This is a genomic window from Streptomyces sp. NPDC051136, from assembly GCF_044455745.1.
GTDB lineage: Bacteria > Actinomycetota > Actinomycetes > Streptomycetales > Streptomycetaceae > Streptomyces.
Genome location: NZ_JBITFE010000011.1, coordinates 139,457 through 152,248 on the forward strand (window position 1 = coordinate 139,457; position 12,792 = coordinate 152,248).

Sequence of the window (12,792 nt, forward strand, 5' to 3'; positions counted from 1 at the left end):
TACCACTGGACGCCACGGCGAGCCCGGAGTTTCCTGGCATACGGGGGGAGTGCGAGCGCACTGCACGGGGGCCATGGAATCGGGCACGGCGGCAACACTCGGCGATTGGGGCGCTTTCCTATGACACCTACGCTCGTGCGGCAGCACACATCTCACGCGGGGGCGACGCCTCACGTGGACCTGCGTGCACGCGCGCGTGACTGGTCCGAGATACAGGAACGGATGCTCGTACCGCTCTACGAGGCCGTCCACGAACGACTGAACGTCGGCGAGGGCACCCGCGTGCTGGGCCTGGGCTGCGGTTCCGGTCTCGCGCTGCTGATGGCCGCCTCGCGCGGCGCCGCGGTGACCGGGGTCGACTCCCGCTCGCCGGAACTCCTGGCCCTGGCCCGTCGGCGCCTGCTGCCCGGGACGTCCGGGGAGTCCGGGGAGCCGGGGACGTCCGAAGGGCCGCAGTCCCCCGGGGCGGGCGCCACGCGCGCGCCGGGCGAGGAGCCCCGGATCGTCGAGGGCCCGCCCGAGGACGCGGCGGACCCGACGGCACCGGCGTTCACCCTGGTGACCGCCTTCGAGCCCATCGGGTGCCTGGCGGGCGACTCGGAGGGACTCGGTGACCTGCTCACCCGGGCGACACCGCTCGCCGCGCGGGGAGCGGCCGTGGTGCTGGCCGGCTGGGGCCCGCCCGAGCGGTGTGCCACGACCTCGGTGCTGCGGGTGGCCACCAAGCTCTCCGACCCGCTGCACGGCAGCTGGCGCCCCGCCCTGCGCGACGACCTGGAGGAGGTGGCGCAGCGGGCCGGTCTCCGGCCGGACGGCTCGGGACGGGTGGCGTGCCCGTTCGGTTACGCCGACACGGACAGCGCGGTGCGCGGGCTGCTGTCGACCGGGCTGTTCGACGCGGCGGTCGCGGCGACCGACCGGGTACAGGTCGACAAGGAGCTGACCGAGGCGCTGCACCCGCACCGGCGGCCGGACGGCACCGTGTGGATGCCGAACGTGTTCCGCTACCTGATCGCCCGGGTCCCGTGACGACCGATCGCCCGGGTTCCGTGACGACCGGTTCCGGCCGGGTCGGTGCGAAGCGTGACCGACTCGTGGTGCGCCGGGGCCGATGCAGGTGTGAATGATGTGAAGGAGCCCGTCCGGGGCTCCTGAGGTTCCTCCTGGTGGATCATGGTCCTCTACTCTGATCCACCGTTCGGAGGAACCAACACATCTGCATACAGGAGCCTTTCGTGCCGCACCGCAAGACCGCACTGCGCCTCGCCGCGCCCGTCGCCGTCCTCGCCCTGGCCCTCACCGCCTGCGGCGGCGGGGACGACGACTCCGGCGCCGACGCGAAGGGCGGGACGGCCGCCACGGCCTCGCCCTCGCCCTCCGCGCCCACCTCGGGCGGCGACATGGCGCAGGGCGAGAGCGCGACGGGCAAGGTCGCGGAGGACCCCGGCCAGGTGACCTACGACGTGGTGGCGCAGAAGGTCGAGGTGGGCACGGAGGCGGAGGCCGCGAAGGCGGTGGCGGACGCCGCGGACGCCAAGGGCAAGGTGCTGGCCACCGCGTACGTCGAGTACACCCACAAGAGCGGTCCGGCCCTGACCGAGGGCTCCGACGTGCACGACGCCACCACCGTGTTCGCCGACGGGCAGCGCGGCGGCGTCCTGATCGGCGCCTCCGAGGACGCGCCGGGCTGCGAGGACCCGTACGACGTGGACAGCTGGAAGCAGGGCGAGAGCCACGTCTTCTGCGAGACCTACGTGATCCCCGCGAACGCCACGAGCGTCGAGGTCCACTGGTCGGAGGAGGACGGCGAGCCGTACGTGTGGACGTTCCCGCAGAAGTAGTGCGGGAGGAGCTCACGCCTCGGGGTCGTCCTTCGTCAGCCGGGTGATCCCGGCGATGCGGTACGCCTCCGCCTCGTCCAGCGTCTCGTTCGCCAGCAGCGACCCGGCGAGCGCGTCGAGCTGACCCCGGTGGTCGCGCAGCTTGCGCACGGCCTCCTCGTAGCAGGAGTCGACGACCCTGCGCATCTCCCCGTCGATGGCGTCGAGCGTCTGGGGTGCGGCGGCGAGGCCGTACGCCTGCTGGGCGTCGCCGGGGAGGGCGGAGAGCCGTCCGACCCGCTCGCTCATGCCCCAGCGCGCGACCATGCCGCGCGCGATGTTGGTGACCTGTTCGAGGTCGCTCTCCGAACCGGTCGTGATCACCCCGTACACCACGTGCTCGGCCGCCATGCCGCCGAGCGCGCCGATGATCCGCCCGCGCAGGTACTCCTCCGTGTACGCGTACTTGTCCGCGTCCGGCGTCGAGAGCGTCACCCCGAGTGCCCGGCCGCGCGGCACGATGGTGATCTTGCGTACGGGGTCGGCGCCCGGCTGCAGCATGCCCAGCAGGGCGTGCCCGCTCTCGTGGTAGGCGGTGCGCCGGCGCTCCTCCTCGGGCATGACCAGCGGGCGCTCGGCCCCCAGCTGGACCTTCTCCAGCGCCTCGGAGAGGTTCGCCTGCGTCACCCGGTCCTGCTTGCGCTTCACCGCGAGCAGCGCCGCCTCGTTGGCGAGGTTGGCCAGTTCCGCGCCGGTCATGCCCGGTGTCGTACGGGCGACCTGGGCGAGGTCGACGTCCGGGGCGAGCGGGATCTCGCGGGTGTGGATCTCCAGGATCGCCTTCCGGCCGCTCCTGTCCGGCGGCGAGACGCTGACCACCCGGTCGAACCGGCCCGGGCGGGTCAGGGCGGCGTCCAGGATGTCCGCGCGGTTGGTGGCGGCGATGACGATCACCCCCTCCGAGCCGGAGAAGCCGTCCATCTCGGTGAGGATCTGGTTGAGGGTCTGCTCGCGCTCGTCGTGGCCGCCCATGCCGGAGCCGCCGCCGCGGGCCCGGCCGATGGTGTCGATCTCGTCGATGAAGATGATCGACGGCGCCACCTTGCGCGCCTCGGCGAACAGCTCCCGCACCCGGGAGGCGCCCACCCCCACGATCATCTCGATGAACTCGGACGCCGAGGCGGAGAAGAACGGCACGCCCGCCTCGCCCGCGACCGCGCGCGCGAGGAGCGTCTTCCCGGTACCGGGCGGACCGGTCAGCAGCACCCCGCGAGGCATCTTGGCGCCCATGCGGCGGTAGGCGTCCGGGTTCTTCAGGAAGTCGACGACGTCACTCAGCTCGCCCTCCACCTCGTCGATCCCGGCGACGTCGGCGAAGGTGGTGCGCGGCTCCCCGGCCTCCAGCTCGACGGGCTTGGGCGGCGCCTTGCGGCCGAGCATCCCGCCCGCCCCGCCGCCCAGGGCGCCCCGCATGCGCCGCGCGATGAAGATCCACAGCACCACGAGGATCAGCATCGGGGCCAGTGCGATCAGCAGGTTGGACAGGAAGCTGCGGTGCTGCACGACGGGCTCGGCGGTGACGGTGACTTCGTTCTTCGTCAGCTCGCTCCAGAGCCGGTCGTCCGCGAAGGTCGGCCGCTCGGTGGTGAACTTGGTGTAGGTGCCGTCGCCCTCGGGATTGTCCCGGGCCTTCTTCAGCTGCCCCTGGATCGCGTCGCCCTTGGCGTAGATCTTGCTGACGTTGCCCTCGTCGACCTGCTTGCTGAACTCCGTGTAGGAGATGGTCGGCTCGTCGCCCTCGTTGAAGAACGAGAGCACGAGGTTGGCGATGAGGTAGACGATCAGCGCGGCCAGGACCAGGTTCCACCAGCCGCCGCGCATCCTCCTGCCGCCGGACGGCGGCTTGGGCGGCTCGTCGGGGGTGCCCTCGGTGCGCCAGGGCGGCTCGGAGGCCTTGCGCGGCGGGGACGGATTGGTCATATCCGGACGCTACGACAGGAAAGCCGCCCGGGCATGTGGGTGTACGACGTCGGGGCGCCCTCCCTTGCGGGAGAGGCGCCCCGGCGACGTGCTGGTGCCGAACCGGCCGAATCGGCGGTCAGCCCATGAACTTCTTGAACTCGTCCGGCAGCTCGAAGTCCTGTCCGCCCTGCTGCGGCAGACCGAGGGCGCCCCCGTTCTGCGCGGCGGCGGCACGGCGGGCGGCCTCCTCCTGCTCCTGCTGCTTGCGCTTCATCGGGTTGCCGGAGCGCTGCTTGCCCTTGGCCTTCTTCTGCTGCTTCTTCTGCCGGCCGGGCCCGCCCCCCATGCCGGGAATCCCGGGCATGCCCGGCATGCCGCCGCCCTGGGCCATGCGGGACATCATCTTGCGGGCCTCGAAGAACCGCTCCACCAGGTTCTTCACCGCGCTGACGTCGACACCGGAGCCCTTGGCGATGCGGGCGCGGCGCGAGCCGTTGATGATCGTGGGCTCCTGGCGCTCGGCCGGGGTCATCGACTTGATGATGGCGGCCGTGCGGTCGACGTCGCGCTCGTCGAGGTTGTTGATCTGGTCCTTCATCTGGCCCATGCCCGGCAGCATGCCGAGCAGCTTGGAGATGGAGCCCATCTTGCGGACCTGCTCCATCTGGGCCAGGAAGTCGTCCAGGGTGAAGTCCTGGCCCTTCTTGGACGCCAGCTTGGAGGCCATCTTCTCGGCCTCTTCCTGGCTGAACGTCTTCTCCGCCTGCTCGATCAGGGTGAGCAGGTCACCCATGTCGAGGATGCGGGAGGCCATCCGGTCAGGGTGGAAGGCGTCGAAGTCCTCGAGCTTCTCGCCGTTCGACGCGAACATGATCGGCTTGCCGGTCACCGAGGCGATCGACAGGGCCGCGCCACCGCGGGCGTCACCGTCGAGCTTGGACAGCACCACGCCGTCGAATCCGACGCCGTCGCGGAAGGCCTCCGCGGTGTTGACCGCGTCCTGACCGATCATCGCGTCGACGACGAAGAGGATCTCGTCGGGGCTGACGGCGTCACGGATGTCCGCGGCCTGCTGCATCAGCTCCTGGTCGATGCCGAGGCGGCCGGCGGTGTCGACGATGACCAGGTCGTGGACCTTGGTCCTGGCGAACTCGATGGAGTCCTTCGCGACCTTGACCGGGTCGCCCACGCCGTTGCCCGGCTCGGGGGCGTAGACCGCGACGCCGGCCCGCTCGGCGACGACGCTCAGCTGGTTGACGGCGTTGGGGCGCTGGAGGTCACAGGCCACGAGGAGCGGCGAGTGGCCCTGCTCCTTGAGCCAGCGGCCCAGCTTGCCCGCGAGGGTGGTCTTACCGGCACCCTGGAGACCGGCCAGCATGATCACGGTGGGCGGCTGCTTGGCGAAGCGCAGGCGCCGGGTCTCGCCGCCGAGGATGCCGACCAGTTCCTCGTTGACGATCTTGAGGACCTGCTGGGCCGGGTTGAGCGCCTTGGAGACCTCGGCGCCCAGGCAGCGTTCCTTGACCTTCTTGATGAACGCGCGCACGACGGGCAGGGCCACGTCCGCCTCGAGGAGCGCGATGCGGATCTCGCGGGCCGTGGCGTCGATGTCCGCCTCGGACAGCCGCCCCTTGCCGCGCAGGCTCTTGAAAGTCGCTGAGAGGCGGTCGGAGAGAGTATCGAACACGGCGGCGTAGGTCCTCGCGTCGGCGTTGGTGTGGGTCGCCCTCCAGGGTATCCGGCCCGGCGAGCAAATCGTCCCTGCCCGTCGCAGAGAGCGGGCGGGGACCCGGAGGGCCCACCGGCGGCGCGGTCACGCCCGCAGCGACTCCTCCAGCTCCCGGGCCACCGACGCCGCCTCCTCGCCCGGCAGCGGCGCACCCCGGTCCCGCGTCACGTAGAAGGCGTCCACCGCGTTCGCACCCAGCGTCGACACGTGCGCGCTGCGCACCCGCACCCCCGCCGCCTCCAGTGCCCGCCCGAGCCGGAACAGCAACCCCGGGGCGTCCTGGGCGCGCACCTCGATCACCGTGGCGAGGCGGGACGCGGCCGGGGCGACGGTGACCCGGGGCGGGGGCGGCTCGACGCCCCGGCGCCGTGGGTGGGCCGCGTCCCGTTCGGCGAGCCGCGCGGCGATGTCCAGCGTGCCGTCCAGGGCCCTGACCAGGTCGGCACGGAGCCGGGCTGCCTGGGGCAGGGAGCCGTACTGGGCCGCGACCCGCCAGTCGAGGAGCAGGACGGAGCCGTCGACGCCGTCCGGCAGCGGGAGCGTGCGCAGTTCGGCGGTGCGGACGGTGAGGCGGTGCACGGCCAGGACCCCGGCGACCGCGGGGAGTACACCCGGCTGGTCGGGCACGGCGATCAGCAGCTCCACGCCGAGCGGCTCCGGGCCGTCCGCCGGTGCCGAACCGGCCGGCGGTTCGGTCTGCGCCCGCAGGGCCAGGACCGGGCCGCCGGTGCGGGAGGCCTCGACCGCGAGCCGCTCCTGTTCCGCGGTGGGCGCGGCGGCCGCGGGCTCGGGCTGCGGCTCCCCGGCCAGCACCCCGGTGACCCGCTTCACCAGGTCGGCGACGAGGGAGGCGCGCCAGGACGACCAGGCGGCCGGTCCGGTCGCCAGCGCGTCGGCCTCGGTCAGGGCGTGCAGCAGCTCCAGCGTGTGCTCCGTGCCGACCGCCTCCGCCACCGCGCGCACGGTGGCCGGGTCGTCCAGGTCGCGCCGGGTGGCGGTCTCCACGAGCAGCAGGTGGTGGCGGACGAGGGTGGCGAGGACGGCGGCGTCCGCGCGGTCGAAGCCGATGCGGGCGGCGACGTCCCGGGCGATGGTCTCCCCCGCCACGGAGTGGTCGCCGGGCCAGCCCTTGCCGATGTCGTGCAGCAGCGCGGCGACCAGGAGCAGGTCGGGGCGGTGCACGCGGCGGGTGAATCCGGCGGCGCGGACGGCGGTCTCGATCAGGTGCCGGTCGACGGTCCACAGGTGCACGGCATTGCGCTGCGGGCGGCAGCGGACCCGCTCCCAGTCCGGCAGCAGCCGCGTGACCAGGCCCTCGGCCTCCAGCGCCTCCCATACCTGCACCGTGGGCCGGCCCGAACCGAGCAGGGTCACCAACTGCTCACGGGCCTCGGCGGGCCAGGGCGCCGGCAGGGGGCGCGCGGTGGCCGCCAGGCGCCGTACGGCGTGCAGCGAGAGCGGGAGTCCGGCCTGTGCGGCGGCGGCCGCGGCACGCAGCGGGAGCACGGGATCGCGTTCGGGGCGTGCGGTGCGGGCGAGGACGACCTCGCCGTCCTGCTCCACGACCCCCTCGGCCAGCGGGGAGCGCTCGGCGACCGGTTTCCCTCCGCCGATCATGGCGCGCAGCCTGGGCCGCACGGACCGCGAGCGCAGCACACGCCCCACCTCCCGCCAGGTGACGTCGCCCGCGTAGGAGACGACACGGGCCGCCTCGTACACCTGCCGCAGCAGCGCGTCGGCGTCCAGCAGGCCCAGCTCGGCCGCCACCTGGTCCTGTTCCTGCAGCGCCAGCCGGTCGGTGGCCCGGCCCGTCGCCAGGTGGAGGGCGTCGCGTACGTCGAGCAGCCGGCGCCGGGCGTCGGCGAGGCCCTCGCGCGGGGCGTCGGCGAGCCAGGAGGCGGCGACGGCACGCAGCGCGGTCGCGTCGCGCAGGCCGCCGCGGGCCTCCTTGAGGTCCGGTTCCAGCAGGAACTGCAGCTCGCCCTGGCGTTCGGCGCGCTCGGCGCACAGGTCGCGGAGCTCGGGCAGCCGCTTGGGTGCCTGGTTGCGCCAGTCGGCGAGGACGGCGGTGCGCAGGGAGGCGGTCAGCCCGAGGTCCCCGGCGAGGTGGCGGGCGTCCAGAAGGCCGAGGTGGACTTTCAGGTCCTCGCCCGCCGTCTTCCGGGCCTGCTGCGGGGTGCGGACGGAGTGGTCGAGGTCGAGGCCGAGGTCCCAGACCGGGTACCAGAGGCGGTCGGCGAGGGCGGCGACCGCCTTGTCGTCGCGGCCGTCGTGCAGCAGGAGCAGGTCCAGGTCGCTGCGCGGGGACAGCTCACCGCGCCCGTATCCGCCGACCGCGACGAGGGAGACCCCCGCGGCTCCCCCGGTGCCCGCGCCGAAGAGACCCGCCAGCCAGTCGTCCGTGAGGTCGGCCAGCGCCCTGCGGCGCGGCGGCCCGGACCGCGCCCCCTCGGTGAGGAGGCGCAGCCGGGCCGCCGCGTAGCCGCCGGGTTCCGAGTCCTCTGCTTCGTGCGTCACGTCCGTACTCGTCACCCGGCGACTCCTGTTCGTTGGTCGTGTCAGAGCGCGTCGGGGCCGCGCTCGCCGGTCCTGACCCGTACGGCCGTGTCGACCGGGACCGCCCAGACCTTGCCGTCGCCGATCTTGCCGGTGCGGGCCGCCTTGACCACGACGTCGATCAGCTGCTCGGCGTCGCCGTCCTCGGCCAGGACCTCGATGCGAATTTTGGGCACCAGGTCGACGGTGTACTCGGCACCCCGGTAGACCTCGGTGTGTCCGCGCTGGCGGCCGTAGCCGCTGGCCTCGGTGACGGTCAGGCCGTGGACCCCGAAGGCCTGGAGGGCCTCCTTGATCTCGTCGAGCCGGTGCGGCTTGACGACGGCGGTGATGAGCTTCATGCGTCCACCTTCTTGCTCGTGGCCGACGCCGCCGCCGAGGCGGCCGGCGTGGCGGTCGTCCGGGCGGCACCGCCACCGGCGCCGCTGAAGTCGTATGCGGTCTCGGCGTGCTCGGCCTGGTCGATGCCGGCCACCTCGACGTCCTCGGATACCCGCATGCCGATCGTCTTGTCCAGCAGGAAGGCGAGGACGGCGGAGACCACCAGGGAGTAGGCGAGGACGCCGAAGACACCCGCGCACTGCTTCCAGAACTGGTCGAGGCCGCCGCCGTAGAAGAGGCCCTCGACGTCGGACTGGCCCTTGCCGCTGGCGAAGAAGCCGATGAGCAGCGAGCCGAGGATGCCGCCGACCAGGTGGACACCGACCACGTCGAGGGAGTCGTCGTAGCCGAACTTGTACTTCAGGCCGACGGCCATGGCGCACACCACGCCGGCGATGAGCCCGACGGCGATCGCTCCGAGCGGGGAGACGGCGCCGCCCGCCGGGGTGATGGCGACCAGGCCGGAGACGGCGCCGGAGGCCGCGCCGAGGGTGGTGAAGGCGCCGTGCCGGATCTTCTCGTAGGCGAGCCAGCCGAGGACGGCGGCGCCGGTGGCGACCTGGGTGTTGACGAACATCAGCGCGCCGACGCCGTCGTCGTTGCCGAGCCAGGAACCGGCGTTGAAGCCGAACCAGCCGAACCAGAGCAGACCGGCGCCGAGCATGACCAGCGGCAGGCTGTGCGGGCGCATCGGGTCCTTCTTGAAGCCGACGCGCTTGCCGATGACCAGGATCACGCCGAGCGCGGCGGCGCCGGCGTTGATGTGCACGGCCGTGCCGCCCGCGAAGTCGATCACGCCCAGTTCGAAGGCCCAGCCGCCGGTGCCCCAGACCCAGTGGGCGACCGGGAAGTACACGACGGTGACCCACAGGGCGATGAACAGGGCCCAGGCCGTGAACTTCACGCGGTCCGCGAGGGCGCCGCTGATCAGGGCCGGGGTGATGACGGCGAACATCAGCTGGAAGACCAGGAAGACGAAGACCGGGATGGTGTAGCCGTCCCACAGCTCGGTCAGGCCGATGTCGCTGAGTCCGACCCAGTCGGAGTTCCAGCCGACGACACTGCCCGAGTCGGTGCCGAACGCCATGGAGAAGCCGTAGAGCACCCACAGGACGGTGACGATGCCGAGGCTGATGAAGCTCATCATCAGCATGTTCAGGGTGCTCTTGACGCGGACCATGCCTCCGTAGAAGAAGGCCAGGGCCGGCGTCATCAGCATCACCAGGGCGGAGCAGATGAGCATGAAGCCCGTGTTGGCGGCAGAGAGCTCCGTCTCTGCGGCGAGCGTGATGGCTGGAGCCATCGGCGTCTCCTCGTCGTTGGTACGGCCCCGTGCGGGCGAAGCCTGGCGGGCGGGCGGTGAGGGGTGGGCCGGTTATGCGCCACGAGATTGACGCAGCGCGGTTTCGGTGGAAGCCCCTCGTTGTTTCGCCGCCGTGACGAAGGCGCGGTGCGTGTTACGCGTGGGTGAACGGCCGGGGGGCGGTCGCCGTCGTGACCGAGCCGTCCCGGCCGGGACGCAAGCCGGCCGCGGCGGCCTCCGAATGACCTGGCATGGGGGAGCCGAGTCGGGCAGTTCGGGAGGGCCGGCCGCGGCCGGGGCTGGTGGGGTTTCAGACCGCTTCGGCGGTCTCCGGCAACTCGACGGCGAGCCGCTCGGTGAGGTCGACGACCTCACCGAGGTCGCCGAAATCGCGTACGGCCGTGTCGACGGTCTTGCGGATGCGGGTGTTGACGCGTTCGGAGCGGACCTTCTTGGCGATGCTCATGGCCTCCATGGCCAGGACCGTGCTCTCCTCGGGTTCGCGGCGCAGCAGGTGCACGGTGGCCATGCCGATCAGGTTGAGCGCGTAGGAGCGCTGGTGTTCCTCGTCCTTGGCGAACAGCTCCACGGCCCGGCGCATGAGGGGGTCGGCCAGCGAGGCGTAGGCGGGACTGCGGCCGGCCACGTAGGCGAGGTCGCGGAAGGAGTGGCTGTTCTCGCCGTACAGCTCGGCCTCGGAGAAGAAGCGGATCCAGTCGGGGTCCGGCTCGTCCCACTCGTCGGCCTCGGTGAAGATGTCCTCCGCCATGCGCACCGCGCGTTTGGTGCGGCCGGGCTGCCCCATGTTGGCGTAGGCGCGGGCCTCCATCGCGTACAGCATCGACTGGGTGCGGGGGCTCGCGCAGTCCCGGCTGCCGTACTGCGCGAGGTGGATCAGCTCCAGGGCGTCGTCGGGCCGGCCGAGGTGGATCATCTGGCGGCTCATGCTGGAGAGGATGTACGAGCCGAGCGGCCGGTCCCCCGCCTCCTTGGCGGCGTGCAGGGCCAGCACGAAGTACTTCTGCGCGGTGGGCTGGAGCCCCACGTCGTACGACATCCAGCCGGCCAGCTCGGCCAGCTCGGCGGCGACCTTGAAGAGCTTGGCGCGGGTGGTCTCGGCCTGGGGTTCCTGGAGCAGGTCGGTGACCTCGTGCAGCTGGCCGACCACGGCCTTGCGGCGCAGACCGCCGCCGCACTGGGCGTCCCAGCGGCGGAACATCACGGCCGTGGACTCCAGCAGCTCCAGCTCCGGCCTGGACAGGCGGCCGCGCGCACGGGAGGCGGGCGCGGTCTCCTGGCCGGCGGACGGGGCGGCCGCGGGCGTGGGGACGAGCCAGCGCTGCATGGGTTCGATGAGGGACGGCCCCGCGGAGAGGGCCAGCGAGCTCCCGAGGAAGCCGCGCCGCGCCAGCATGAGGTCGCTGCGCGAGAACTCGCTGAGCAGGGCCACGGTCTGCGGGCCCGTCCAGGGGAGGTCGACGCCGGTCGCGGAGGGCGTGGGGCGGGTGGAGCGCAGGCCCAGGTCCTCGACGGAGACGACGACGCCGAAGCGCTCGGAGAACAGCTCGGACAGGATCCGCGGGATCGGCTCGCGCGGGTTCTCCCCGTCGAGCCAGCGGCGCACCCGCGAGGTGTCCGTGGAGATGTGGTTGGCGCCCAACTGGCGGGCCCGGCGGTTGACCTGGCGGGCCAGCTCGCCCTTGGACCAGCCGCTGCGGGCGAACCAGGAGGTGAGCAGCTCGTTCGGGCGCTTGTCGGCGTGCGACGCGCTCCCCGCGCTCGTACTGCTTCCGCCGTTGCCGCTCACTGGAACGCCCCCATCCCTGAGACCACCTGTCGCCGAGTGCGCCAAGCCCTATCAGAATGCCGGTGGTTACGGCCCCCCGTCCGGCGGTTGACACCCTTCGAACGGAGAACCGAGTTGCCTCCGGCATACCCACGAGTGCATGTGCCCCACGGCTCCATGCACACAAAGTAGTCCCGCGATCACTCGTTCAGCCATGGCGATCGCGGAATCGCCACCATTCGCCACCCCTTCGAATGAACTCGCGGTGGCGGGGACGCGATTCACTTGACATAGGCCAACCAGGCGCCGGTGCAACGGTGCGGATCGGGGCGCGCGCGGACGGACGCACCACCCGGAACGCCTCCGGACGCCGTCTGAACCGCGTCGGACTGGGGAGCTGGAAGCAGAGAGTCACGTTTCACGTCCGCTGCGTAACCGCCGCTGCGTCGGACCCGTTGGAGGGGGCATGGGCTTCACGATCGGCATCGGCAGCACCCGGGGCATGCGGGACATCCGGTCCGGCGCGCGTCGCCGCGGCCGCACCGGCGAGTGCACCGTGGTGGCGGAGTACACCGGGCTGTGGGGCTGGGACGTGGTCCCGGGCGCCAGGGCGGCGGCCGGCGTCTGCTCCTGCGGCCTGTCCGACTGTCCCGCGCCGGGCGCGCATCCCCTGGACTTCGCACCCGAGGTTCCCGCCGGGGCGAGGCTGGACGAGGCGAGCGAGGCGTGGGCCCGCTTCCCGGGCGCCGCGGTGATGCTGGCGGTCGGGCGGACCTTCGACGTGATCGAGGTGGCCGAGCCGGCCGGCGTGCGGGCGCTCGCCCGCCTGGAGCGCATGGGGCTGCCGCTCGGCCCGGTCGCGGCGACGCCCGAGGGCCGCGCCCAGTTCTTCGTCGCTCCCGGTGCCGCGGCCGAGCTGCCCCGGCTGCTGTACCGCATGGGCTGGGACGATCCGTCCGCCCTCGACCTGTGCGGTCTCGGCCCCGGAGCGTACGTCACGGCACCGCCCTCCGACCGCGGCGGCCGCGGTCCGGTGCGCTGGCTGCGCCCGCCGGCCCTCGATTCGACCACGAGACCCCCGGCGGCACGGCTCCTCCTGGGAACCCTGGCCTACGTCGCCCACCGGTCCCGGGCATGACCCTGCTCCGACGCCGACGACCCCTGTGACCTCCGGCATCACACGCAAAAGCGCCCGTCCCCCGAGTGGGAGACGGGCGCTTCTCGCTCGCGCGGCCTGCGTGGGACGCAGACCGTG

9 protein-coding genes are annotated in these 12,792 nt (G+C 72.6%); 3 read left to right on the forward strand and 6 right to left on the reverse strand.

Annotated elements, in window-relative coordinates:
* Positions 1–120: 120 nt before the first annotated feature.
* Complete coding sequence (locus ACIBCJ_RS29390) at positions 121–1,029, forward strand: SAM-dependent methyltransferase (protein WP_365981142.1); 909 nt, start codon at positions 121–123, stop codon at positions 1,027–1,029.
* 206 nt (positions 1,030–1,235) lie between these two features.
* Positions 1,236–1,841 (forward strand): hypothetical protein, encoded by a 606-nt coding sequence (locus tag ACIBCJ_RS29395; protein WP_362103723.1) that lies wholly within the window; start codon positions 1,236–1,238, stop codon positions 1,839–1,841.
* 12 nt (positions 1,842–1,853) lie between these two features.
* Here the strand turns inward: ACIBCJ_RS29395 and ftsH are convergent, their stop codons facing one another.
* From ftsH to ACIBCJ_RS29425, 6 genes are all read right to left on the reverse strand, one after another.
* Positions 1,854–3,800, reverse strand: a complete 1,947-nt coding sequence (gene ftsH / locus ACIBCJ_RS29400; RefSeq protein ID WP_365981143.1) for an ATP-dependent zinc metalloprotease FtsH — start codon at positions 3,798–3,800, stop codon at positions 1,854–1,856.
* Between the two features lie 118 nt (positions 3,801–3,918).
* Positions 3,919–5,469 (reverse strand): signal recognition particle protein, encoded by a 1,551-nt coding sequence (gene ffh, locus ACIBCJ_RS29405; RefSeq protein ID WP_365981144.1) that lies wholly within the window; start codon positions 5,467–5,469, stop codon positions 3,919–3,921.
* A 126-nt stretch (positions 5,470–5,595) separates the two neighbouring features.
* Positions 5,596–8,043: a [protein-PII] uridylyltransferase gene (locus ACIBCJ_RS29410; protein ID WP_365981145.1), complete on the reverse strand. Its 2,448-nt coding sequence runs from the start codon at positions 8,041–8,043 to the stop codon at positions 5,596–5,598.
* A gap of 26 nt (positions 8,044–8,069) precedes the next feature.
* Entirely contained in the window at positions 8,070–8,408 is a 339-nt protein-coding gene (locus tag ACIBCJ_RS29415) for a P-II family nitrogen regulator (protein WP_133889476.1), read from the reverse strand.
* Positions 8,405–9,751 carry an ammonium transporter gene (locus ACIBCJ_RS29420; RefSeq protein WP_362103719.1) on the reverse strand — a complete coding sequence of 449 codons (1,347 nt, stop codon included), beginning with the start codon at positions 9,749–9,751 and terminating at the stop codon, positions 8,405–8,407. The genes ACIBCJ_RS29415 and ACIBCJ_RS29420 overlap by 4 nt, the downstream gene beginning before the upstream one ends.
* A 310-nt stretch (positions 9,752–10,061) precedes the next feature.
* Entirely contained in the window at positions 10,062–11,558 is a 1,497-nt protein-coding gene (locus ACIBCJ_RS29425) for a hypothetical protein (protein WP_362103718.1), read from the reverse strand.
* Positions 11,559–12,003: 445 nt separating this feature from the next.
* Here ACIBCJ_RS29425 and ACIBCJ_RS29430 point away from each other — a divergent pair, with 445 nt between their 5' ends.
* On the forward strand, positions 12,004–12,675 hold the full coding sequence (locus tag ACIBCJ_RS29430; protein ID WP_365981146.1) for a bifunctional DNA primase/polymerase: 672 nt from the start codon (positions 12,004–12,006) through the stop codon (positions 12,673–12,675).
* The last annotated feature ends 117 nt before the right edge of the window (positions 12,676–12,792 follow it).